12 protein-coding genes and 1 pseudogene are annotated in these 26,928 nt (G+C 45.1%); 5 read left to right on the plus strand and 8 right to left on the minus strand.

The features are described from left to right. Positions 1-52: 52 nt before the first annotated feature. Positions 53-526 carry a Fur family transcriptional regulator gene (locus tag F6J94_RS09320; RefSeq protein ID WP_075905509.1) on the minus strand — a complete coding sequence of 158 codons (474 nt, stop codon included), beginning with the start codon at positions 524-526 and terminating at the stop codon, positions 53-55. A gap of 545 nt (positions 527-1,071) precedes the next feature. Here F6J94_RS09320 and F6J94_RS09325 point away from each other — a divergent pair. Then, on the plus strand, positions 1,072-3,381 hold the full coding sequence (locus F6J94_RS09325) for a S8 family serine peptidase (protein WP_293039346.1): 2,310 nt from the start codon (positions 1,072-1,074) through the stop codon (positions 3,379-3,381). A gap of 721 nt (positions 3,382-4,102) precedes the next feature. On the opposite strand, the gene F6J94_RS09330 is transcribed toward F6J94_RS09325, so the two are convergent. From F6J94_RS09330 to F6J94_RS09345, 4 genes are all read right to left on the minus strand, one after another. Then, complete coding sequence (locus tag F6J94_RS09330) at positions 4,103-8,398, minus strand: caspase family protein (protein ID WP_293039349.1); 4,296 nt, start codon at positions 8,396-8,398, stop codon at positions 4,103-4,105. A gap of 1,266 nt (positions 8,399-9,664) precedes the next feature. After that, on the minus strand, positions 9,665-9,967 hold the full coding sequence (gene ureA, locus F6J94_RS09335; protein WP_008179425.1) for an urease subunit gamma: 303 nt from the start codon (positions 9,965-9,967) through the stop codon (positions 9,665-9,667). A gap of 65 nt (positions 9,968-10,032) precedes the next feature. Then, positions 10,033-11,046 carry an urease accessory protein UreD gene (locus tag F6J94_RS09340; protein ID WP_293039352.1) on the minus strand — a complete coding sequence of 338 codons (1,014 nt, stop codon included), beginning with the start codon at positions 11,044-11,046 and terminating at the stop codon, positions 10,033-10,035. 395 nt (positions 11,047-11,441) lie between these two features. Further along, on the minus strand, positions 11,442-12,797 hold the full coding sequence (locus F6J94_RS09345; RefSeq protein WP_293039355.1) for a transposase: 1,356 nt from the start codon (positions 12,795-12,797) through the stop codon (positions 11,442-11,444). A 445-nt stretch (positions 12,798-13,242) separates the two neighbouring features. Here F6J94_RS09345 and F6J94_RS09350 point away from each other — a divergent pair, with 445 nt between their 5' ends. From F6J94_RS09350 to F6J94_RS09365, 4 genes are all read left to right on the plus strand, one after another. Further along, positions 13,243-14,277: a hypothetical protein gene (locus F6J94_RS09350; protein WP_293024898.1), complete on the plus strand. Its 1,035-nt coding sequence runs from the start codon at positions 13,243-13,245 to the stop codon at positions 14,275-14,277. A gap of 329 nt (positions 14,278-14,606) precedes the next feature. Continuing rightward, positions 14,607-17,009 (plus strand): AMP-binding protein, encoded by a 2,403-nt coding sequence (locus F6J94_RS09355; RefSeq protein ID WP_293039359.1) that lies wholly within the window; start codon positions 14,607-14,609, stop codon positions 17,007-17,009. An 11-nt stretch (positions 17,010-17,020) separates the two neighbouring features. After that, entirely contained in the window at positions 17,021-23,923 is a 6,903-nt protein-coding gene (locus F6J94_RS09360; protein ID WP_293039362.1) for a type I polyketide synthase, read from the plus strand. A 236-nt stretch (positions 23,924-24,159) separates the two neighbouring features. After that, positions 24,160-25,083 (plus strand): DUF6208 family protein, encoded by a 924-nt coding sequence (locus F6J94_RS09365; RefSeq protein ID WP_293039365.1) that lies wholly within the window; start codon positions 24,160-24,162, stop codon positions 25,081-25,083. A gap of 203 nt (positions 25,084-25,286) precedes the next feature. Here the strand turns inward: F6J94_RS09365 and F6J94_RS09370 are convergent, their stop codons facing one another. The 3 genes and pseudogenes from F6J94_RS09370 to F6J94_RS09380 form a co-directional block, all read right to left on the minus strand. Beyond that, positions 25,287-25,763 carry a VOC family protein gene (locus F6J94_RS09370; RefSeq protein ID WP_293039368.1) on the minus strand — a complete coding sequence of 159 codons (477 nt, stop codon included), beginning with the start codon at positions 25,761-25,763 and terminating at the stop codon, positions 25,287-25,289. A 677-nt stretch (positions 25,764-26,440) separates the two neighbouring features. Further along, entirely contained in the window at positions 26,441-26,641 is a 201-nt protein-coding gene (locus F6J94_RS09375) for an ATP-binding protein (protein ID WP_293039371.1), read from the minus strand. 70 nt (positions 26,642-26,711) lie between these two features. After that, positions 26,712-26,840, minus strand: a pseudogene (locus tag F6J94_RS09380) (transposase family protein); the annotation flags it as partial. Positions 26,841-26,928 lie beyond the last annotated feature (88 nt).

Genomic DNA, 26,928 nt, shown 5'->3' on the forward strand with positions numbered 1-26,928 from the left:
TCCCTACTCCCTACTCCCTACTCCCTACTCCCTACTCCCTACTCCCTACTCCCTACTCCCTCAAACCACCCGACGGGGAGTTAGGTGATCCCTCCTGACGGTAACCATAAAAATCAATCCGATATTCCGTAATCTTTACACCAGTTTGTGCCTCAATTTGCTTGAGCAAGTCTTCCGGTAGTTCTACATAAACATCAAGAATCTGGTTTGTATCCAGGCAATTGACATGGCTATGAGTATCGCTGATATTGCCGTACAACCGTCCATCCGAGCGCTCAATACATTCAATAATACCTTGACTGGATAGGGCATCTAAATTCTGGTAAACAGAAGTATGACCAATAACTTTACCTTGTTGATTCAATCGGTCATAAATGTCTCGCGCTGACAGATGGTCTTTAGCTTCCCATAACAGTTCTAGAATAAAGCGACGTTGACGACTCAGACGCATACCCAGGGTCTGACACTTGTCGATTGCATCTTCTAGTGAACGAATTGGTTTAGCAGCTGCCGCTTCTTGTTGCATGACATGAGTTGATGAGTTTAACGAAAAGGAATCCCTTTAAATTTATTTATAGCTCAGGCAGTTATTCACTTAAGCCAGGACAAGGCTATCGTGTGATCGGAAGCAACGGGAAAGGGTAAACGGGGAATACTTTCTGTTCTCAACTTCCCTGTTCTCAAGTTTTTCCTTGACCTTGAATGCCCCTGTTTAAATTAATTTTAAGTTAAATTTGGTAGCCCTAAGCCTTATATCCTATATTTTACTACAAAATCCTGAACTACCCCACCCTACCATCTAGATGTGCTCTGCTTAGCCATCGGACAAGATCCAGGTGTCTTGACTAAGCCATTGCTCTTCACAGCAGCTACTGAAGCAATGCAACTGAGCTATAACGGAAGTATATCACCTTTACAAAAACTTTGGAAAAAAATCTGGAATTCTTCAGGGTCAATGGGTAGTTGACTGTATTGCTCAGAAACACTCACATCAACCTGATTCTGAAACAAAAGTCAACACAGACTCCTCTCTATCGAGCCAATTATAAAACATAATCAGAAATTAGCAGAATGGAAAACACAGAAAACCAAGAACCCATGGTTCCAGGTATGACCAATGGTGGAGCAACTACCAATGGCATGTCCTTAGGGGAAATGGCTGATGACCAGATGTCATCCTTTGACATGAATGCTGTATCCAGTCAAGGCAATATACCCACAGCAGTGCCCATGAGTTCATCTGCCCCAGATAGTGAAATGGAGAACGTGCTGGTAGAAATGCGAGCTCCTAAGGATCAAGGGGCTAACGTGTTTTTATACATGGCAGGAAGTTTCAGGGTTCCTAGCTTCCAAATCGATTATGACTACGAGCCAGTATCGATGGATCCTGAGACACCGGAACTGGCCATGCAGCTCCAAGCCTCTAATGAAGAGGTAATTGTTGTCAAGGGCAAAGTTGCTCAAAACCAAATTGCTGCCCTCGAAGCCCAACCTAATGTCATCAAAGTCTGGCCAGACACCCCGATCGAACCCTTCAACACTACCACCCTACAGCAAGAGTATCCGATGGTAGAACCAATGGCAGGGTTTGGTAGCTGTCCGATTGGTTCTTGTGACTGTAACCCTGGGGCGGCTAAGGGAACTATGGCGGACGTAGCCAAGTATCTTGGCGTTGATCAAATTCATGCTGCTGGTTATAAAGGTCAAGGTATTGTTGTTGGTGTCGTTGATGGCGGGATTACAGCAGCTGGTCGTCCTGTGCGTCCCGGAGAACCCTCCAAGCGGATTCCCAATGTTATTGGCGGCTACCACCGCACGGTGGCATGGGGGACTCAAGCTCGCAGCTGGGGCGAACATGGCAATATGTGCGCTACAGATGTGTTGGGTATGGCTCCAGAAGCCAAGCTCTATGACTTTCCACTAGTAGGGAATGCTATCTCTAACGCCCTGGCTGCGTTCAATTGGGCAATCAAGCAGTATAAAATTGACGGCACACCCCACATTCTCACCAATAGCTGGGGAATTTACCAGGAACAGTGGGATAAGACTTATGCCAGAAATCCTAACCATCCCTTCACCCGCAAAGTTGTCGAAGCGATCAATGAAGGGATTCTAGTTCTGTTTGCCGCTGGTAACTGTGGTGGAACCTGTCCTGATGGTCGTTGTGCCTCAGATTTCGGTCCTGGTAAAAGTATCTGGGGCGCGAATGGTCATCCCCTAGTGATGACAGTGGGCGCAGTTAACAAGAATGAACAGTTTGTCGGCTATAGCAGCCAAGGACCAGCGGCTTTGTCCCCCCAAAAGCCTGACTTCTGTTCCATCACCCACTTCCGGGGTTACTTCCCCTGTGATAACGGTACCTCTGCTGCCACACCCATTGCTGCTGGAGTAGTAGCCTTGCTCAAGCAAGCCAAGCCGAGCCTAACTCAGGAGGAGGTTAAGAAACTCCTGGAGAGTACTGCTAAAAATATTGGTTCTCAGGGATGGGATCAGCATTCCGGTGCTGGCATTATTCAGCCCAAGGTAGCCTTTGACAAAATCAAAACTCCCCCCACCCCTCGCCCCAGTGAAGATACCTGGAGTGACTGGGAAAATCTAGGCGGCTATGGCCTATATAGTCCAGCGGCTGCTTCCTGGGGACCTAATCGGATTGACACCTTTGTGATTGGTACTGACCACGCTATGTATCACAAGTGGTGGGATGGCTCGGCTTGGCGTGGCTGGGAAAACTTAGGGGGTTACATTATTTCTGCACCCGCAGCGGTTTCTTGGGGAAATAACCGCATTGACACCTTTGTGGTTGGTAGCAATAATGCCCTGTACCGCAAGTGGTGGGATGGCTCGGCTTGGCGCGGTTGGGAAAATCTAGAGGGCTACTGCTTGTATGCTCCAGCGGCTGCTTCCTGGGGACCTAACCGGCTTGACACTTTTGTGATTGGTACTGACCACGCCGTCTACCACAAGTGGTGGGATGGCTCGGCTTGGCGGGGCTGGGAAAACTTAGGAGGCTACTCTATTTCTGCACCCGCAGCAGTGTCTTGGGGTCCAAACCATATCGCTATCTTTACCATTGGTCGCGATCGCGCTCTATACTACAAGACCTGGAATGGTTCGATTTGGAGTCCATGGGAAAAACTGGGAGGCTACTGTCAGTATGGTGTAGCCGCTGTGTCCAGGGGAGTCAACCAGCTCGATTGTTTCGTGATTGGATCCATGGGCAAGGTCTATTGCCGTTCCTGGGATGGTTCTGCCTGGAAAAATTGGAAAAACCTAGGTGGTTACAGCATTGCTGGGGTAGCAGCAGCATCTTGGGGACCTGACCGCCTTGATGTTTTTGTCGCCGCTGGTGATCATGCTCTGCACCACAAGTGGATGGGCTGAGATCAAGATTAGACCTCTTGCATAAGTCTCATAAACCGTGGCTGTTGACAAGGCAAAAGGCATGCATGGCTATTGGCAAAAGGGATAGATTTTGATTTCATATTTATTCTCGCACGAGGTCTATTACTGATTAAGGCATTAAAGGTAAAGAATTAAAGACAAAGTGCAAAGGGTATCCCTGGAAAATGATATTATTTTCCAGGGATACCCTTATCATTCTTGTATAATTGCCCTTTTCCTTTCCTAATCAAACAGTGACTATGAGTACAGACATCATTGGTCAGGTTAAGATTCGCTTTAGGACTGAAACATTTCCACCAGTGGACAGGAATGGATAATATCGAGTTCAGTTTACTACTGATCAGTCTAGGATGTTCGTTAATTAACAATTAACAATTATCCCTCTTTGGTTCTTCAGTACCTGCTATGCTAAATTTCCAGTTAACAAAACTCATAAAGCTTACACAGTAAGGGTTATGAGTTTTGTTAACTAATAAAATATTCTGAATACTGCCTCTTCCCCCTGCTCCGAACGCGCCCCGCGTGGCCCACGGCCTCAGTCCCTGCTCCCTGCTCCCTTTGCCAAAGTGTTGATTTAGCATAACAAGTACAGAAGAGCCATAATTTTGAATTTTGAATGGTCGCGTTCGCGTAGCGTGACCTACGGTCAAGGGACTTGACGAATAGCTGCTACGGCGTTAAAAACTTTTATCTTTTGCAACTACTTCTTTACATGGTCGCACAATTGCCTATCGCTCTCGCTGACATTAGGATTATTCTCCAAATAATGGCGCACCCAATCGCAAGTCTTCGCCATTAAAGAGTCTAAGTTTAAGTCTAGATTCCCGAAGAGTTTGATCCTGAAGAGTTTGATCGTGTTGTCAAGACTGCCAGAAGCCAAGGTCTGGCCATCCCGGCTGAAACTGACGCTATTGACAGCGCCATCATGCTCGATGAGGGTGTGGATTTCGGTTCCTGTCTCTAGATTCCAGTGTTTGATGGTGTTGTCAGTACTGCCAGAAGCCAAGATCTGGCCATCCCGGCTGAAACTAACGCTATTGACAATGTTAGTATGCCCGATCAGGGTGCGGATTACCTTGCCTGTCTCTAGATTCCAGAGTTTGATGGTCTTGTCAGTACTGCCAGAAGCCAAGATCTGGCCATCCCGGCTGAAACTAACGCTATTGACAGCGCCATCATGGCCGATCAGGGTGTGGATTTCGGTTCCTGTCTCTAGATTCCAGTGTTTGATGGTGTTGTCATCACTGCCAGAAGCCAAGGTCTGGCCATCCCGGCTGAAACTAACGCTATTGACAGCGCCATCATGGCCGATGAGGGTGCGGATTACCTTGCCTGTCTCTAGATTCCAGAGTTTGATGGTGTTGTCATCACTGCCAGAAGCCAAGGTCTGGCCATCCCGGCTGAAACTAACGCTATTGACAGCGCCATCATGGCCGATCAGGGTGTGGATTACCTTGCCTGTCTCTAGATTCCAGAGTTTGATGGTGTTGTCATCACTGCCAGAAGCCAAGGTCTGGCTATCCCGGCTGAAACTGAATCTCGTGACTCTGTTAGTATGCCCGATGAGGGTCTGGAGGGTCTGGAGGGTGAGGATTTTCCTTCTCGTCTCTACATTCCAGTGTTTGATGGTGTTGTCATCACTGCCAGAAGCCAAGGTCTGGCCATCGGGGCTGAAACTGACGCTAAAGACCAAGTCATCATGCCCGATGAGGGTGCGGATTACCTTGCCCGTCTCTAGATTCCAGAGTTTGATGGTGTTGTCATCACTGCCAGAAGCCAAGGTCTGGCCATCCCGGCTGAAACTGACCCTCCTGACCGAGTCATCATGCCCGATCAGGGTGCGGATTACCTTGCCTGTCTCTAGATTCCAGAGTTTGATGGTGTTGTCATCACTGCCAGAAGCCAAGGTCTGGCCATCCCGGCTGAAACTGACGCTCCTGACCGAGTCATCATGCCCGATCAGGGTGCGGATTACCTTGCCTGTCTCTAGATTCCAGAGTTTGATGGTGTTGTCATCACTGCCAGAAGCCAAGGTCTGGCCATCCCGGCTGAAACTGACCCTCCTGACCGAGTCATCATGCCCGATGAGGGTTCGGATTACCTTGCCTGTCTCTAGATTCCAGAGTTTGATGGTCTTGTCCTCACTACCAGAAGCTAAGGTCTGGCCATCGGGGCTGAAACTGACACTCTCGACATGGGAATTATGCCCGATCAGGGTGCGGATTACCTTGCCCGTCTCTAGATTCCAGAGTTTGATGGTCTTGTCATCACTGCCAGAAGCCAAAGTCTGGCCATCCCGGCTGAATCTGACGCTCCTGACCGAGTCATCATGCCCGATGAGGGTTCGGATTACCTTGCCTGTCTCTAGATTCCAGAGTTTGATGGTCTTGTCACGACTACCAGAAGCCAAGGTCTGGCTATCCCGGCTGAAACTGAATCTCGTGACTCTGTTAGTATGCCCCTGCAAGCGGTTGCCTTTGCTGGCTTCATCAAGAACTTTGTGCAGGGCACTAATCACCTTTTGGTCCGATGCCTTGTGTTTTTGTAGGATTTTTCCTGCCTTAATCACCTCCACCAAAGCCTCCATGTCTTTATATTTAGCAAACAGAGACAAAGAAGAGCGAGCGAGAGAATTGGCTTGAGTAATTTCATAGTTTCTCCATTGCATCCAAACGGCAGCATAGAAAATCATTGCCCCCAGAACTGAGCCAGCGATGCTCCAACCCACAATTGTGTTACTGCGTTTTTTTCTAACACTGCGCCGCACGAAATCAACTTCTACCTGGTTAAACCAGTTGTCCTCACAATTGAGTTCTTTATTCAATACATCGAGATAAGGATTGGCATTCCAAAGAAATTGTCCGGATGATTGTTTTTTGCTTTTAACACTTTGCCACTCCACCGCTGCGGTCGTCAACCGCCGTTGTAGAAGTAAATTTTCCTCATCTAAATGTTTCCACTCCAGCAACCTTTGCCAACCCCTTACCAAAGCATCATGGGCAGGTTCGACATAGGGATTCCCCTCAGCATCTTGTCCTTCTACTAATAACCGTGCTGTGGTAAAATTATCAATTACTTCCTTAACTAAATCATTTTTCGCTGGTGGATATTCCAATTCTGATAAAGGTACGCGCCTACGGGCTAATTCACCCCCACCTAGTGCCACCATCCGCAGCATCACATGACGGATTACTTGCTCATAAGCGGGATTTTCTTGAACTAGCAAATGATACTCTTTATCTGCCCTTTGAGTTAGCGATCGCATTACTCCCCCCAATTCTTGATAATCGGCTTGAGTCAAGGCCCGATCAATAGTAATACCCCTGTATTGTGCCTCCCGTTGCCGCCTTAAATACTTGAGGAATAATTCACTCAAGGCAAAAGAAAGCAAGGGCAATGCTCCCGGCATATCCGCAACTTCATCAATTAATTTTTCTACTAATTCGTGGGGCTGAAAATACATCACCCGTGCTTGAGCCGGTTTCTCGATTGCTTCGTTGAGTTCCCCTCGTGTCATGGCCGGTACAATAAATCGTCCACTTTGCCAAAGATTTATCAGTACCGTAGTTTCCAATTGATTTAGTACTTCCGGTGCCAACTTTAAGCCCACATCTGTGATTTGGGGTTCAAAGTCAGACCGTAGGGTTAATATTACCCGTAATTTATCCCCATGGGCATTTATGGCTGTGAGTATCTGTTGGAAAAACTCTTTACGCTGATCATAGTTTTGACAGAGTGTAATAATTTCTTCGCTTTGGTCAATAAACAGTAATAACTTAGAGTTGGGGTTATTTTTCGCCCAAACATCAATGCTCATTGCCAAGTTATGCTGTGGGTTTTGTGGCTCAACATTAGGTAACTTAGCATTACATAGCACATTATTTAACCCTTGCAAGGGAGTCTCACCAGGACGGATGGCTGGCAAAATACACCATTTCTCAGTATTATCTTGCCGTAGTTTGGGAATTAATCCTGCCTTGACCAAGCTAGACTTACCCGAACCAGAAGCACCCAACACCACTGTCAGGGGATTAGCTTTGACAAAATCTTCTAACTTTTCTACTAGTAATGTTCTACCGAAAAACAGTGAACTGTGTTTCTCTTCAAAGGACTTTAAACCGCGATAGGGATTTTGTGATTGATCCAAAGGTGGTGCTGGTGGTAAATTAAGTTCATGTCCGGGAGAAAGAAAGATATACTCGCCTTTATCGTGTTTGTTTAAACACCAAATACCGGGCGTTTGTCGTATCCGGCATTTTTCTGTGGGAATTTCGACTCTATCCCGTAAATGTAAATATAATTCGGTGGCTGTAATTACCCCATCTCCAGCCGGTTTGCCATTCGTAGCAGGAGGATAGATATCTGCTGCACCTTCGAGAGCTTCTAATAATGCCGCCGCAAAAGGGGAATGATTACCGAATTGACCGCGTTCGCTATCTAAATTAAAGTTATCTAAAGCCTTTTGATCCGAGGCTGAGGAAGTAATGATTTGCCAGGCTGGGTCAGTAATAAAACGCTCATAACGCTCTTGGTGAATTACTTCTGGCGATGTGAGTAAATCCCTAGTACTCGACCAACGGAAAGCACCAGCAAAACAGCAGTCGAGGATACCCAAGAAATGACGACAGGGTAATTGACTTAAAGCATCGTGTAACTTCGTCATGGGCAGATAACTATTAGTATCCCCCAGTTTGGCATCTTGAGGAATTAAGTAACCAGCCGGGCCATCATCCCCATTGAGAGCGACTCCATGACCAGCAAAGTAAAATAATAAGCGGTCATTTTCAGTGACAAGTTCGGGTAAGGTATGGGATAAAAATTTGTTAAAGTTAGACAGAGTTGCCACTTCGTCTAGGCATTCCCAGACTTCGTAATCATGCTTTTTGCGGAGAATTTCCACTAGTTTTTTGGCATCGTTTACGGCAGTGTTCAGGGGAGAAATGCCGTTGGTGTAGTTATTGATACCGATGATCAAGGCGAGATTGCGGGAAAACATGTTCTGCAAAAAGCACTTATAAAGATAACTTGAATACTAGTGATTAGTAGTATCCCATTTTGGCAAATATATCTTTTTATAGCAGTCGCCAGGGCAGTTATAACATGACAAAAGTCTCAAACCTAAGTAAGCGCAAGAGTTTGACTTGCGGACTTGCGGACTTGCGGACTTGCGGACTTCTGCTATATGTGGGCGGTATAATCACGCTCACACAGCAGTGGGATGCTCCCTATTTATTCCCCAAGATAATCTTTTGACTTTACGCAGAAATTCTTAGTTTCGTAATAAATCTTTACATACGGCGGTTTGCATAACTATCAGGTACACAGGATTTTTTCCCCTCTTCCCTCTTCCCCTCCTGGGAGGGGTTAGGGGTGGGTTCCTCTTCCCTCTTCCCTCTTCCCTTACTAAGGGGGGTTAGGGGGGATCCCTAAAAACCCAGAACTTTGTACCTAATTGAATTGCAAACCGCTGTATTGCTTATTCCCTACTACTTATTGCTTATTCCCGATTACCATTACCATATTTTTTTATCTAGTTTCTCTTTTCTTTACACAGTCTTTAATCAATTAATCCTGACTTCTCTAGTCTGTTCTGAATAATCGATATAGGTGTTATTTAATTCTTACTTATTAACTCGTTGATGGTTCTATTTCTACAGTTAATGATTCCTTTTTGGTCAACTCTGACATCTTACATGGCTTTTAAAGCTATACTAATGGCCATAAATTTTATCCTACTTATGGAAAAATTTTGCTTGTTCAGCAGCCAGTTATTCAGAAATTTATTTTGGCAACTATTTTCGCAAATTATAGCATTATTAAATTAGTTATGACTATAGTCATGACTACTCTCCCTACTTTTTCACTTTTTCTGTCTGGTGTTTGCTTTTTTTAAAGTTTTTTTACCATTGTTTGGTGCTTATGGGACTCCCTTCACTAGTTCAATTATGGAACATTTTCAAGTTCCAACTGAATGAATCTCAACCCAACAACAATACTATTCTTGAATCAACTGAGCCTAAGTTCAAAGAAATCTTGACGAAACGAATCCAGGTTGTTGATAACTGTCTTTATACGATTAATGACTGTCTGAATAGCCTAAATAACATCGTAGATCATCAAGGAACTGCACAACTGAGTAGTGAGCAAATAAATGACCTGAGAAACCAACTTATCCATCTCACAGAAGAACTCCGTCAACTCCGGTGAATCTTCTGATGATTTAAGATGAGTTAAAGAGTTATTTATCAAGCTTTTTGTGGGACTAACGAATTGGGTCATGTACAGTAACCAGTTTAGTCCCATCGGGGAAGGTTGCTTCTACCTGGACTTCATTCACCATTTCGGGAACTCCTTCCATCACATCATCCCGGGTCAGCAGCGTGGTGCCGTAACTCATTAAATCAGCTACTGGACGTCCTTCCCTAGCACCTTCCAAAATTTCCGCAGAAATGTAGGCAACGGCTTCTGGGTAATTTAGCTTCAACCCCTTTTCCTTGCGCCGTTCTGCCAATAAGGCAGCAGTAAAAATTAGTAGTTTATCCTTTTCTTGGGGTGTCAGTTGCATTGTTTTATCGTGTGGTTAGCAGCAATTTTGGTTAGTAGCAATTTTGGTTAGTAACAATTTTGACATTACAATAGCCAAACTCGTGGCTTAATCATAGGACGCCCGAATAGATTAACACGCAACAGTTGCCAAACCTCTATAAACCAGTGTCTCACCTCCTCAGTCGAAGCACCACGATAGCGGCATAATAATCCTGACATCAGCTGAGTTACGCCAGCTTCCCCCACATACTCCCTAGCACTCCAAAGTTCCCTGGCTTGTTCGAGAATCTCAGATGATACCGGTTCCCCTACCAAAACTAATGTTCCTACCACTGGTTGTCCCGCTAAACCATAAGGACTAGAGAAGGTGGCTTCGCTAGCTGGTAACCATTGTCGGTCAATCCACTGTGGATGTCCTTGCTGCCAAACTTCCGTATGCGATCGCCAATTTCCCTCCACAAACCTTTCTCCTCTTGCACTGCGTCCAAATCGAGTAATTTCCCAGCCTAACCAACTGGCTCCCGGCGCTAATTCTACCCGCAAATCCTGCCGATAAACTGCACCGTTGAATACAATCGTTTCCTGGGGAAACCATTCTAAACAAGCACCAGTCTCTACTTGGAGCCGGATGATTTGTCTAGTTTCTGGGGCTTTTAGCTTAGCGCTATAGTTTGTTTGATTAGCGCTAGATCTGATTTGTCTAGCTTCTGGTTTTTTTAAACTAGCGCTAGATAAATTGTCTTTAACTTCTGGTTGGTTTAAACTCGCGCTATAGTTTATTAGACTAGCGCTAGAACTGCCCCTACCATAAGCTTTACTAGCAGCAGCAGTGGTGATTAAAGCATGAGTACCCGATTCAAGGTGGATATCTTGAGACAACCTGTCCCCTACTACCATTCCTCCAGCGGTATGAAGTACCACACTGTGACAAACCCCTAGCCCTTCTGGATAAAACGGTCGCTGTACCTTCAAGGGAGCTCTGGCGTAGGTGTGAATAGGTTGAGTTTTTCCATGGGCTAAGGCAAAGCGTAATTCAAGGCTGCCATGCCATCGAGATTGATCACTATCTGTTGGTTGTGGTTGAGAGAGTCGATTCACGAATAATTAAAGGGCAATGTAAGGTAATTGACCGGGTCGCTTCGCCGTTGCTGAATATCGGAATCATATTCAAGTAAGCTAAACGGTTAAAATGCTTTTTAGGAAGGCAAAAAGCATGCATGGCTATTGGCAAAAGGGGACTGGGATCTATCTTTTTGATGTGATTTGACTAATATAAAGTTTAAATGCACAACAGCTTATACTTGAGCCAGTTATAGGGTACCTAAATTAATTGTGATAATTTTTGTTCATCGTTCCCTACTCCCTACTCCCTGTTCCCTGTTCCCTTTTCTATACCAATTACCCTTGAGTCTTCCAGAATTGGGCAACGCCTTGATCTCTAACTAATTGCCCGATTCAATCGGTGTCAAACTAATCACAGTACGTTGGATGAACTACCCCGCCCTGTAGAGGGACGGGGTTTCAGCAGACCCGTCCTGAGAGCGTGATTTTTGACGCTTCATCTTCCCTAGTTGCTTCATCGATCCAGTATGCTTACTGGTCTTTGAAGTAGAGCTAGAAAATCCACGTTTATCGAGGTCATTCCCGTACCCCGGCTGTTTTCCTAATGCTGCGTTGTACATTACCATTGTGCTGGTTTTGTCTCGTGGAAATTCAAACCCGCACTCATCACAAACGTGGTAACGATTGGAAATATCAGCCCATTCTTTATGAACTTTACCACATTTTGGACAACGTTGTGATGGCTTCAATTGCTTGGTAGGTAATTGAAGCACGATCCCACCTTTTAGTTCGATTTTGTAGGTCAGCATCTTATTAAGAGAACCAAAACCAACATCAAGGATAGATTTATTCAACCCAGCTTTTTGTCTTTGGCGTTTTGAGCTGTTCTTAGCTTTACGAGTCATTCCTTTCGTATTGAGTTTTTCAGTTACGCCGATGTCATAACGACTAGCTAAATCTGACGTAACCTGGTGTTGCCAGTCTTTACGCTGATTACCAATTTTACGCTTGAGTTGAGATTCTCGTTTATTGGCCTTTTTCCAGCGACTTGATGGCTTCACTCGCTGTCTACGATTAGGAGCGCGTTTTCTACGTTTAGCCTTGCCAGCATTTTTTAATAATGGTTCTAAAGTACGAGTAAAACGCTGATTTTCAATCTCGTTGAACTCAGACCCATCAAAGGTAGTAATAGCTGTTTCTGTTCCTAAATCATAAGCTACAACCGACTCATAGCTTAAGTCTGACTCAGCTCCATATAATGGTTCAGGTGTATCAACTTTTAGAGTTATCGATGCAAACCATTGATTTAATCGTGGTTTGTAAACAACAGTCAAAGTGGTTGGCTTACCCCAATATTTAGCCTTACCTCGCATCCTGATTTTAATTTTAAGGTCATTCAGGATAAGAGTTCCATGTTTTCCATTACTGTTAACTTTCCAGCCAGAAGCACTGGGGTAATTCCATCCAGAATAGTCCCTAATAGATTTAAATCTTGGGAACTTTCTTAGTCCACTGAAAAAACTGTTATAAGCTAGGTCTACCCGTTTAACTGTTGCCTGTAATGATGTGCTGTAAAGACCTTTATATTCCGTCCAGCATTCCTTGAAGGCCGGTAGAATATTTTGTTGTTCAAAATAACTAACGCTTTTCTGGTTTACTTTCCACTCATAGCGACGATGAGCCAGACAGGCATTGTATAACAATTGATGCAAAGAACGAGCGTAGAATAACTTGGATTGTTGTGATGCCGTTGGGTACAATCGAAATGTCTGTCTTAACGTCGCCACAGTGTAATCACCTCCTTAGTTTTCTTCAGTCGCGCTGATTAGACGACAATCAATGTAACACAGATTCCGGAAGTTATGGCACGACTCCAAATGTATTGTATTCTGTGGTGGAGCGCCATTATAAAAAGTAAAAGAATATATCAAAAATCCATCGGGAGGATGTGGGGAAACAGTTGTTGAGGGGGTCTATCCATCCCCACTAATCACGAGGGATGGGGAATTTCGACCCCCTCAAACACCCCCCAATTGTTAAATGCCAGTTAATAAGTTTACGGTCACACCTGGCTCTCAAAAGCAACCAAACTAATGACTAACGACTAATAACCTATACATCTGGTGCATTATGCCAGATAATTAAGTCAGACTCATCTAGGGGTAGCGTAGAGTCTTATAATTTGGAAACCGTGCAATAATCGTGTTTACCGTGACTGGATAATCTTTCCCTATGGTGCAAGTGCCTGACTCTACCGCCGAACTCGCTGCCCTCCTCAACGAACCGATGGATCTGGATTTCCAACTCCCGGACCCAGAGGATGAGGAAATTCAGGAAACCGACTTTGACCAGCTAGTCGATCACGCTTGGCGAGTATGCGATCGCGTTGACCTACAGACCGATATCTGGCGGGGACGGATTCTACGAGTAGTAAGAGACAGGGAGAAAAAAGGGGGTGAAGGAAGGGGAGCTGGATTTTTAAATTGGCTCAAAAGTCGGGAAATCGGTAAGAGTCAGGCTTACTCCCTGATTGAACTGGCTAACAGTGCCGATACTCTGTTAACCGAGGGTCAGCTTAGTCATGATGCCATTAATAACTTCAGTAAACGGGCATTTGTGGAAACAGCTAAGTCTGCTCCCGAAGTCCAGCAGATGGTGACAGAACGAGCTCAAAAAGGCGATCGCATTACCCGCCGGGAGGTCAAACAGGCGTCTGATCAATGGACTGCCATGTCCTCAGAATTACTACCAGAGGAAGTTAAAGAAAAATCTGCTGAAGGGGGTCTCCCATCCAGTTACCTGGCTCCATTGGTCAAAGAGATGGAAAAGCTGCCAGAAAGCCACCTGATTCCATTACAAGAAGCAATTGCTACAAACCCAGATGTGGACACCGTTAAACACGTGACCTCAGATGCCCGTTGCTTAGCCAAGTATCTAGATGCATCTGCCCAAGTCCAAGCTATTAATCACACATCCTTGGATATGGAACTAGCTTTAGATGAAGCGCTACGGCTTGAGTGTTTAAACACTGCTGCTGATTTAGTGAAACAAGCCTTGGCACTAGAAAAGACTGTTGGCAAACTCTATACTACCTGGAAGCGTTTAGGTAGCCTGTCAGACCGATTGTATGTAGATACCGGGGCAAGTACTCCCCACTTGCGATTGCTGCTGACCTGTATGGATCGTCTAGCGGGTGACGTGATTGAAGTTCCTTTGGACGAGAGTGGAGAGCAGCTGATTCGGCTGAAAGTTATGAGCGAAACCTAAGGTATCAGCATAAGCGCTACGCGCACGCTACGCGAACAGCTGTCAGCCGTCAGCCGTAACTCAGACCTTACGTTCGCGTAGTGCTGCCTTTGGCCTTAGCTTACCTCTTTTATTCAAAATCACATCAAGTAGCGTGGACACAAGTCCTTGGCTGAATCTGATAGCTGAATGCTTACCTTACTAAGGGGAATTGGTAGTTCATTAAGCTATTGGCCAATAATGCCCATCTTAATAGATAATAAACGATTGTTGTAGCCTAGAAAAAGGCTAATAAATCTATCGATCAGGGGATGGACGACGATTTGGCTGTGAAAATAAGGCATGCAGGTATGAAAGACAGTTTAGATCAGATGAGCGAGAATATACCAAAATTTTCTACCTTAGTAGACCTGCTACGTTACCGAGCAATACACCAGCCGGATCAGATCATCTATACATTTCTACTGAACGGGGAAACCCCAGACCGCTACCTTACCCATAAACAGTTAGACAACCACGCCCAAGCGATCGCATCCGAGCTTCTACACCAAAACGCAAAAGGGGAGCGAGCTTTGCTACTCTACCCACCCGGTTTAGAGTTTATCACAGCTTTCTTCGGCTGTTTGTATGCGGGAGTGTTAGCCGTTCCAGCTTATCCGCCCCGCTCCAATCAAAATTTGTCCAGGCTAGAGGCAATTGTGGCAGATGCTCAGGCCAAATTTGCCCTCACTACTACCCCTCTATTAGAGAAAATAGAGACTCAGCTAGCTGAAAATTCCGCCAACAAGCAACTGAAGTGGCTGGCTACTGACAATCTGCCTACGCACCACGAATCAGATTGGCAGCACCCGGACTCTAAGCGTCGCGTTGCGCGTGACCCGCGCGCCAAGACGCAACCGACCGCGCGCCAAACAAGCAATACCCTGGCTTTTATACAGTACACCTCTGGCTCAACGGGTAAACCCAAAGGAGTGATGGTTAGCCATGGGAATTTGCTATATAACTCAGTTTTGATTAATCAGTGTTTCCAAGATACACCCCAAAGCAGGGGATTGTCGTGGTTACCTGCTTACCATGATATGGGACTGATTGGTGGAATTCTACAACCCCTTTATGTTGGTCTTCCAATGATCCTGATGGCTCCAGTAGATTTCCTCCGCAAGCCTTACCGCTGGCTAAAGGCAATTTCCCAATACCAGGTGACTACCAGTGGTGCTCCGAATTTTGCCTATGAGCTGTGTGTGCAAAAAATTACGGCTAAGCAATTAGAAACCCTTGACCTGAGCAGCTGGCAAATGGCCTTTACCGGTGCTGAGCCGGTTCGAGCCTCAACATTAGAGCGATTTGCTCAAAAATTTGCCCCTTGTGGTTTCCATCGGGAAGCATTTTACCCCTGTTATGGCATGGCAGAAACCACATTATTAGTCACTGGAGGCTTGAAAGACCAACCTCCAGTGATAAGGGAATTTGAAGGGGAAGCTCTTGAACAAAATTTAGTGGTTCCGGTGCCAGAAAATCGTCCCAATCAGTCTAATGATAAGTCTAATGGTAATGGGCAGACTCGAATGCTGGTTGGGTGTGGGCGGACTTGGTTAAATGAAAAAATTGCGATCGCACACCCCCAATCCCTCACCCAAGTTGAATCCGGTGCCGTCGGAGAGATTTGGGTAAAAGGTTCAACTGTTGCTCAAGGCTATTGGAATCAACCAGAGGTGACGGAAAAAACCTTTAATGCCTATCTAGCTGATACTGGTTTAGGACCATGGCTGCGTACTGGTGATTTAGGATTTATCCAGGATGGCGAGTTGTTTGTAACAGGTCGTCTGAAGGATTTAATTATTATCCGGGGTCGCAACCATTATCCCCAAGATATAGAATTAACGGCGGAAAAGAGTCATCCTGCTCTTCGCCCTGCCTATGGCGCAGCTTTTTCTGTGGAAGTCGAAGAGCGTGAGCAATTGGTGATTGTCCAAGAAGTCTCCAGGAATTACCTGCGGAAACTAGATGTAGATGAAGTGATTGAAGCAATCCGCAGTGCAGTATCCCTAGAGTACCAACTTCAAGTCTATGCTGTTTTATTGCTCAAGACCAATAGTATTCCCAAGACATCCAGTGGCAAAGTACAGCGCCATGCCTGTCGATCTGGATTTCTAAACAATAGCTTGAGAGTTGTAGGGCAATCGAGCTTGGCCCAACACCCAACGATTGCCCCAAGCCAACCAGAAAAAGAACCCACAACTATTACTATCGGCAAAGCGCAAACCCGCAATACACTTAAAAAGTGGATAATAGATTGGCTAGCCCGAGAAAGAAAACTTCCTGCGGGGTCTATTAACATCAGCAAGTCTTTTGCTGATTATGGTCTAGATTCAGTAACAGCAGTTGAACTAGCTGATGATCTCGAAGAATGGTTAGGGGTGCCTCTGTCTCCTACACTGGCTTATGATTATCCCAATATCGAGTCCCTTGCCCAATATCTGGCGAAAGTAAGTCAACAAAGCAACTCAAACCAGGGGGACAGCCCAAGAAAAATCGAACCGAGAGTTTCGAGTGCAGGTAGTGAGATGCAACAATTATGGGAGGCACAGTTCCAGAATCTGGATCGGTTCACCTCGATTCCCTTTTATCGTTCACCCGTAACGGTTAAATCGATTGCCTCCAGTGGTGATCAAGAGGTAGACCAACTCTTAGCTGAGTTGGAAATGCTCTCAGAAGCACAAATCCAAGAAATTCTGGGAAAACCCATCAAATAGTTCCTAGATCTATGTTTCGATCTATGTTGCCAGTGGATGATATTGCTAAGCGGATTGCCAATCTCTCCCCCGAAAAACGCGCCCTTCTTGAATTGCAGCTGCAAAAGAGGAAAGGCTTAAAAGAACCTATTGCTATTATCGGGATTGGCTGCCGCTTTCCAGGTGCCTCTTCCCCAAAATCATTCTGGCAACTGCTCAAAAATGGTGTGGATGCTATTACTGAAGTGCCACCAGAGCGTTGGGATATCGAGAGATTTTACGACAAGGACCCCACAGCACCAGGCAAAATGTATTGTCGTTATGGTGGTTTCCTGGCGCATGTTGATAAATTCGATCCAGAATTCTTTGGCATTGCTCCTCGGGAAGCTACCTATATCGACCCCCAGCAGCGACTACTGTTGGAAGTAATTTGGGAAGCACTAGAGGATGCAGGCCAAGTGCCTAGTAAACTCAGTGGTAGCCAAACGGGGGTCTTTGTTGGCATTTCTACTCATGATTATGGTCAGCTGCTTCTCCAAAGTCCAGAGGTGGTGGATACATATACAAATACTGGTGTAGCTTCCACTATGGCAGCTAATCGCATTTCCTACCTACTGAATTTCAAAGGGCCAAGTCTAACGGTTGATACGGCTTGCTCCTCATCCCTAGTGGCTGTTCATTTGGCTTGTCAGAGTATCTGGAATGGTGAGTCAACCGTAGCCATAGCAGGGGGAGTGAATTTGATGCTAACCCCAGTGGTGACGGTTGGGTTGAGTAAGTTAACGGCTTTATCTCCCGATGGTCGCTGTAAGGCATTTGATTCCCGTGCCAATGGCTTTGTCAGGGGCGAGGGCGCTGGGGTGATAGTAGTAAAGCCCCTATCCAAAGCCCTGATCGATAAAGATCCAATTTATGCTGTGATTCGAGGCAGTGCGGTGAACCAAGATGGGCGCACTAATGGGCTAACTGCTCCCAATCGAGACGCTCAGGAAGCTGTTATAGTCTCGGCCTACCAGCACGCGGGCATTTCACCTTCAGATGTGCAGTATGTAGAAACCCATGGCACCGGAACCCTACTGGGAGACCCGATTGAAGCGATGGCCTTGGGAAATGTCCTAAAACGCGCTCGCAAAGCGGTTCCAAAGGAACATCGCGAAGCGGTTCCAAAGGAACATCGCTCTGACCACAACTCTGATAATAACTCTGATAACTACGGTGCGTTATCCGGTGCGTTATCCGGTGCGTTATTAACGCACCCTACGAAGCCTGTTGCTATTGGTTCGGTCAAATCTAATATCGGTCATCTAGAGGCAGCTGCTGGTATTGCTAGTTTAATCAAAGTTGCCCTATCCCTCAAGCACCAAGAACGTTTACCCAGCCTCCATTTCCAGGAGCCAAATCCCCACATTCCCTTTGATGAACTGCCCCTGCGAGTACAGCAGCAACGGGAGCCTTGGCCATGGGATGTTATTCCCCCATTTGCTGGTGTAAGTTCTTTCGGTTTTGGAGGAACCAATGCTCATGTGGTGCTACAAGGAGCGCCAGAGTTGACAAAAGCGACAAGTAATGATAGAGACCAAAACGATCAAGACCAAAACTATCATCTATTTACCTTGTCTGCCAAAACAGCAACCGCCCTGCAAACCCTAGGAAAGCGATACATAGACTTCATAGCATCTGAGCCATCAAGCACACTGGCAGATATTTGTTTGACCAGCAATAAAGGGCGATCGCATTTTAACTATCGTCTAGCCCTCCTAGTCCAATCCACTGACCAGTTGCAGCAACAATTGACCAAGTTGACAGAAAGCGAAACCATTTCGGATAAAATAGCACAAAATAGCCCTACTCCCCCCGAAATCGTTTTCCTCTTTACCGGTCAAGGCTCTCAGTATAGTGGTATGGGACGGCAACTCTACGAAACCCAACCAATATTTCGGGCGACTCTCGACCAATGCGCCGAAATTCTGCAATCCTATTTAGAACAGCCGTTACTGGATGTCCTGTATGCTGAAATCTTCAGCGACAATAGTGACAACTCAAAACTGAATCAAACCGCCTACACCCAACCGGCATTGTTTGCTCTAGAATACTCCCTGGCTCAGTTATGGCGGTCTTGGGGAATCGAACCAACTGTGGTGATGGGTCATAGTGTTGGGGAATATGTGGCAGCAACTGTAGCAGGAGTCTTTAGCTTAGAAGATGGGCTAAAGCTGATTGCCCAAAGAGCGCGTTTGATGCAACAGTTGCCAGAAGGTGGTGAGATGGCGGTGGTGTTGACCAATGAGCAGCAGGTAACTGAGGCAATTCAAGGAGTATCTGACGAAGTCTCAATCGCGGCTATTAACGGTCCGGAAAATATTGTGATTTCTGGGGAAAGTCAGGCCGTTCAAACCGTGATAGCCCGACTACGCTCTCAAAAGGTCAAATCACTAAAGTTGCCAGTCTCTCATGCCTTCCATTCTGCCCTCATGCAACCAATGGTGGCAGATTTTGCCCAGGTATTATCGGAAATATCCTTACATCCTCCCCAAATAGAGATAATTTCGAATTTAACTGGAAAATTAGCCACTGCCGCGATCGCTACGACCGAGTATTGGTGTGACCATGTCCGTGGGTCCGTTAAATTCTACCAGAGCATGGAAACCCTTTATCAACAGGGTTATCATCTGTGTGTGGAAGTAGGACCGAAGCCTAGCCTATTGGGAATGGGCAAAGCGTGCTTACCGAAAGGAAAGCTGACGGCTATACCAAGTTTGCGTCCAGGAAAACCAGATAGTCAGCAAATGCTGGAAAGTTTGGCAAGCCTATATAAACATGGCGCATCAGTAGACTGGAAAAAATTCCATCAATATAACCCCCGTCGCCTAGTTTCCCTACCCACTTATCCCTTTGAACGGCAACGGTATTGGCTAGATACCACTTCAGTAAAACCATTATCCCCGATTTCCTATGGCCAACTCTCTACTCCATCCTATGGGGATTGGTTGTATGAGATAGCATGGCGACCTAAGGATATAGATGTATCTGATATATCTACTGATGTATCTACTGATATATCTACATCTAGTACAACTTGGTTGATTTTTACTGATAAAGGGGGCTTTGGAGAAACATTAGTTCAACAGCTGGAAGCAAAACCCGACCGGATTTTGCTAATTTCCCCTGGCTCAAGCTATCAACAATTACAAGCAAACCATTACCAAATTAACCCAGCGCAACCGCAACAGTTTCAGCGTCTGTTAGCTCAACAAGTCGCATCCCTAACAGCAACATCTGTGATTGTGGTTCATATGTGGAGTTTAGATACTCCCGCACTGGATCAGTTCCAAACATTTCCCCTAGACGCCACCTTAGAAAACGGTTGTGGTAGTGTATTGCATCTGCTGCAAGCGTTAGTTAAAGCAGAATTAGCTCAACCTCCCCGTCTGTGGTTAGTTACCGAGGGCACACAACCCGTAGCATTAGAGAAAAAAGGTAAGACGAAAAAATCCCTACAGATTGCCCAATCTCCCCTATGGGGTTTAGGGGCAGTTATTGCCCAAGAACATCCAGAACTTTGGGGAGGAATAATAGACCTAGAACCAAGGGAGGGGAATGAGCAGCACTACCAAGAGCAATCATTAATGCTGCTCAAGCAGATATTACGGCCAGAGGGAGAAAACCAATTTGCTTTGAGGGATGGACAATCCTATGTGCCTCGCCTGATTCATCAACAGCAACAGTCCCAACCCCCCACTTTACCATTGCAGCTAAAACCAGATAGCACCTACTTAATTACCGGTGGTTTGGGGTCACTGGGGTTAAAGGTAGCTGAATGGATGGTCGATAAGGGCGCAAGGTATTTAGTACTGGTAGGACGAAGCCAACCAAATCCTAGGGCGTCAGAAATAATTGGGAAATTAGAAGAACAAGGTGTGATGGTGGTCCTGGAGCAGGTGGATGTATCCCAGGAAGCACAAGTTAGGGACTGTCTCAACAGAATTCAGGTTTCCCTACCCCCCCTCAAAGGAATTATCCATGGTGCAGGGGTCCTAGAGGATGGGGTGCTGCTGCACCAAGATTGGGCAAAATTTGCCAAGGTGATGAAGCCGAAAGTTGAGGGAGCCTGGAATTTACACAGGTTGACTCAGGATATAGCCCTAGAGTTATTTGTACTATTTTCCTCCGCTACTTCTATCCTAGGTACCCCTGGTCAAGGAAACTATTCCGCAGCTAACGGATTTTTAGATAGCCTCAGCCATTATCGACGACAGCAAGGTGCAAGCGCTTTAAGTATTAATTGGGGACCTTGGGCTGAGATGGGTTTAGCCGCTAGCGTCGGTAAACGGATGGCAATGCTGGGAATCGAGCCGATTCAAGCACCACAGGGATTACAGATACTCGAACAACTTCTGGCACAAGATGGGGCTCAGGTGGGGGTATTACCGGTAGAGTGGTCAAGGTTAAAGGAACGACTACCGGTAGAGTTACCGTTATTCCTATCAGAGGTAATCACAACAGAAACACTACCGCCTCAGGGGGATGGGGAAAACGACAATTCTGGGATTTTTGATCAACTGCTCGCCAGTACAACAACCCAACGGGAAGCGTTATTAAAAGATTACCTTAAGCAACAGATTGCTAAGGCTTTAGGGATAAGTCGGGAAATCTCAGGGTCGAGCAACCTGATGGATTTGGGTGCTGATTCCTTGATGATTGTAGAAGTACTCAATGCCTGTAAGAAAGACCTGAAGATAACCCTTTATCCTAGGGAGTTTTATGAGCGACCAACGATTACAGCTCTATCTGAGTACTTGGCTTTGGAGATGGAACGGCTTCATCAGCCCCAGCCAACGGAAACTTCATTGACGACTACTAGTCTCTCAGATATTAAGAATTGGGCTAATCCTTGGGCATGGAACAATAGCGAACGCAAATTTACCAAACCCACCCAGCGCAATCGGAGCATGGTGTTTGTGCTATCTAGCCCTCGGTCAGGCTCCACCTTACTGCGGGTGATGCTAGCTGGTCATCGGGATTTATTCTGTCCACCAGAATTACACCTATTGCCCTTTGAAACGATGGCTGAGCGCAATCAATCCTTGGGTTCAACTCACTTAGGAGAAGGGTTAGCGCGAGCTTTCATGGAAATTATGAACCTAGATGCCCAAGCCAGTACAACACTGGTGGAGGAGATAACCCAGCAAGACTGGTCAATTCAGAAGGTTTATGGCAGGTTACAGGAACTAACGGGTAAACGTACTCTTGTGGATAAGTCTCCTACCTATGCTGGCAGTATTGAAACCCTAAGGCACGCGGAAGATTTATTTGAAGAAGCGAAGTATATTCATCTGGTACGTCATCCCTATGCGGTAATTGATTCCTTCGTGAAAAATCGGATGGATAAAATCTTTGGTATTGATGAGGTAGACCCTTATTGGCTAGCAGAGGAAGTTTGGACAACCTGTAACCGTAATATCCTAGATTTCTTCGAGGAAATTGCACCATCCAATCATCATTTAGTGTATTACGAGGAACTAGTCAAGCAACCTGCTAAGGTGATGGCAAGGTTGTGTGAGTTTCTCGGTATTCCTTTTGATGAGGCGGTTTTACAGCCTTATCAAGGCCAGCGGATGACCGATGGAATTCATCCCCAATCCCTACCGGTAGATGACCCCAATTTCCGCAACCATAAGCAAATTGATTCGGCTTTGGGAGAAGTTTGGCAGCAAATCCAGCTCCCCCAGCCTTTAGGGAAATTTGCCCAAGAAGTAGCGACACGGTTGGATTATCAATTGCCGTTACTGGTTGAACCTTCAGCCCAAGGATCTAACCTACCCAACTCAAACACTAAGGCCGAACAACCTTCTAACCTTCAACCTTCTAACCTTCAACCTTCTAACCTTCAACCTCCTAACCTTCAACCTCCTAACCTTCAACCTCCTAACCTTCAACCTCCTAACCTTCAACCTCCTAACCTTCAACCTCCTAACCTTCAACCTCCTAACCTTCAACCTTCTAACCTTGGCCTTTCGGCCACGCTACCCGAACAACTTGAACCGATGCAGGAGTCTTATCTAGACGTGCGGGGTTTACAGCTGTGTCTGTGTAGTTGGGGTCCAGTCGATGGAGATTTAATCCTATGTATCCATGGTGTTTTAGAACATGGAGCGGCTTGGGAAGAAATTGCCCGTCCCTTAGCAAGTATGGGATATCGAGTGGTGGCACCCGACCAGCGAGGCCATGGACGTTCCCAGCATGTGGGGATGGGAGGGTCTTATCAATTAATCGATTACTTGGGGGATTTGGATGCGATCGCGTTTGGCACGGCAGACCTGAACGCAAAAGCACTGACAGACCAGCCATTTATTCTAGTCGGTCATTCCATGGGGGCTGTAGTTGCTGCCACCTTTGCCAGTGTTAGACCCGAAAAGGTCAAGTCTTTAGTATTGCTGGAGCCAGTGCTACCAGGAGAACAGAAGGATGATCAAACAGCTCAACAGATAGCAACCCACCTAGATTATCTTGCATCCCCACCTCAACACCAAGTCTTTACGGATATCCAAGCTGCTGCTAATCGTCTGCGCCGCTTAACCCCCAACCTCTCTGAAGAATTGGCTTTAAAACATGCTCAGCGACTTACCGAACCTTGTGAGGGTGGTGTACGTTGGCGCTGGGATCCGAGACTGCAAATTCGTACGGGAATTGGTTTAAGTGGAACAGCGTTTAATCGAGATAAATACACACAGCTACTTCGTCAAATTAAAGCTCCCACTACCTTAGTTTATGGAAATAATAGTAACTTTAACCGAGCCGAAGACCTAGCCTTACAACAAGCTGCCATACCTCATGCTAAAACAGTAAAACTATCAGGAGGACATAACCTCCATGTTGATGCACCAGATGCTATAGTTGCAATTATCGCCAACAACCGATTAAAACTGAAAAATTAAAAAGTGACAAGTTAACAAGTAACAGGGAAAAGGTAACAGGTAAACTTAACAATACCAATTACCAAATATAGCAAAACCAACTAGCAAAACCAACTAGTTCATGAAACCAAATACTGATTCATAATAACACCAAAAAATCTTCTGAGCTCTTTCCCAATGTTCCCTGTTCCCTGTTCCCTGTTCCCTGTTCCCTGTTCCCTAATCCCTACTCCCTGCTCTCTCCACTATACAAACAAATGACTAATATAGAGCTTTTCTGGGAAATCCCCTTATCCATACTCTCTTTCATCTTTTCCCGCATCCTAAGATTTGTGATGCAAACCATCGGGGGATACTTTACCTCCAAAAAAAACACTAAAAATCTCCAGTGGCAACTCGTATCAGCCGAGTTTTTAAAAAAGCCCATCAAATTAATTTGGGCAATGAGTCGAGCTCGTTGGAATCTTCACGCTATTATTTCTCTAGTTGGACCGATTGAAGTTAAAGAAGTAATAAGCTTTGATGCCAGTGCAGCTAAACAATCAGCCCAATCCTGGACATTAGTAGTTTACAGTCTACCAGATTTTGAAACCATCACTAATATCAGCTCCCTCACCGTATCCGGAGACAACCAATGGGAATCCGTGAGCTTGAAACCAGGTAAATACTTATTAGGATTGCGGTATTATCACTGGTCAGAAACAATAGAACAACCTACTGTTAAAGCAGATGGTGTTAAAGTCGTAGATGCCAAGCAAATTAACGCCCCTACTGATATCAACAGCTTTTACCGTGACCTAATTAAACGAAAAAATTGGCTTCATGTCTGGTTGAATTATTATGTCTTCAACCTGTTGCGCTTTAAGCAATGGTTACCCCAGGCATTTGTTAAAAAAGTATTCTTACCGGTACCGAATCCAGAAACAAAATTTTACTATGGTGCCTTGAAAAAAGGAGAATCTATTCAATTTAAACTAGTACCATCTCTGTTAACAACCCATGATATTTACTACAGCTTGTACAGCCGTGAATGCTTTGCTCTAGATTGGTACAAAATTACTGAAGGGGAACATAGAACATCTACTAGTGATCAGAAGTCTATTTATATTGTTCGGATTCATCCGAAATTTAAGCGCAATGCTTTATTTGAAAATAGTTGGGTGAAGATAGCCGTTGTTTGAAGTTCCGTAGGGTGCGTTAGGGGCGGACTTGTCCTTATTTTTACGGTAGCCAGCGTTGGGATAGTCCGCACCGTAACGCACCATGAAAAGGTTCGCTAATCGGCGTTTTTGAACAGAGCTATCTGCCGTAACCCACCAATATTCTGTGACTTAAGCGGTGATTAGATTGACCTTATAAACAGTCACTGAAAAGTCAATACCAACTAGAACCACAGGTTCTCGCGAAGACCTATGGTGTTGCCGTCAAAATCCGTAAAGAATGCTAATAGAACTCCTGCACCAACATCTGTAATCTCTGACACATCAATCCCTTCAGAGATGAGGACATCCCTAGCGAACTCTATATTTTCTACAACTAGTGTTAGTACGGCTTCTCCCGTTCCTGTAGGTAGGTCTTCGTAGAGGCCAATTTGGGTGCCAGGCACGTTGGGGTAAAAGAACTGCGTCCAACGGTCTGTATCGCGGGAAGTATCCCGTTCCATGCCCAAAAGCTCCTGGTAAAAGAAGATGGCTTGGTCGAGATCGGCGACATTTACTTTAGATACATAGCCCGTTACGAGCTGATCCATAGGGTTTTGAGCAACTGCGGTGCTTGTCCATCCAGAACTTAGCAGAACAAAAACACTGATCAGTGCGATGACTGTTGCTGTTTTTAGCTTTTGCAATAATTTTTGCATCATCTTCATTTTTAGGTTATCCTTATCTAATTTTTTGGTGTGGTCTACTCCTAGGACATCTAAATTTTCGTCTAGATTTCATAGAGCAATATTCAGAGGCTAAGCAATGTTATAACTAGACCTCTAAAGCTCATCTAAAAATCAGTAAATTTAAATGTCCGTTAGCTTCAGGTTTGTTAACTTCAGCCAACCAACAATTATTAGTATACACAGACTTATAGAAAGAAGACATAACCTTAACCAAATAAGTAACAAATCTTCACTATTTTTTTTTTCATAGTTCTAAATCATAGACGGAGTAAAGGATTCAGTATTTTTAAATAAGCGACGCATCAAGACAAGGACTTGACAATTTTCGCGAAACTTAGTAAACAAAGGGTACTTGACATTAATAATTATTTAAGTTTTACTTAAACTTGTCATTATCTTGGGCTCCAACCAATTAGTCTCTCTAGTAATTAAAAGATTCAGTAATTTTCGGTAAAGTACTTGACAAATCAGGAGGATATGTTATTTGAGCAGCAGTTGTTTAATAGTTATAGCAGTCGAAGTAAAGGTTAAGACATATTTCTGTTCCCAGATCCGCTGTTCCCAGATCCGCTGTTCCCTTTAAACGAAAATACTATGTCATAAACTATATTTACCTTGCTATAAAGCGCAGGGCTATAGGATTTAGGATATTACTCTGAAACTATCTCGATTGGTAACACTACTGTAAATGTCGTCTTTCCTGGCACCGACTCCACCAAAATCTGACCCTGATGTTTATCCACAATCTTTTTGACAATATCTAGCCCCAAACCACTCCCTTCTCCAGGCAGGGCTGTTTCATTATATAGTAAAAAGGGGTATATTGAAGCAATAGCCCGAAAAAATGGCATAATTCCCATTATATACTCAAATTATGGAGAAAAGCTTAATCGACTACCTCAAAGAAATACCCAATTGTCGATAACCCCAATAACCACTCATCATCCCCATAATGATAATTAGAAGCACTAGCCATAGAGGATGACGAAGACCATGAGGACTGCGATGATCAGGTATTTCTTTGAGGTAGTCGATTAAGCTTTTCTCCATAATTTGAGTATATAATGGGAATTATGCCATTTTTTCGGGCTATTGCTTCAATATACCCCTTTTTACTATATAATGAAACAGCCCTGCC

Origin of the sequence: Moorena sp. SIO1F2 (genome assembly GCF_010672755.1) — a bacterium.
Taxonomy (GTDB): Bacteria; Cyanobacteriota; Cyanobacteriia; order Cyanobacteriales; family Coleofasciculaceae; genus Moorena.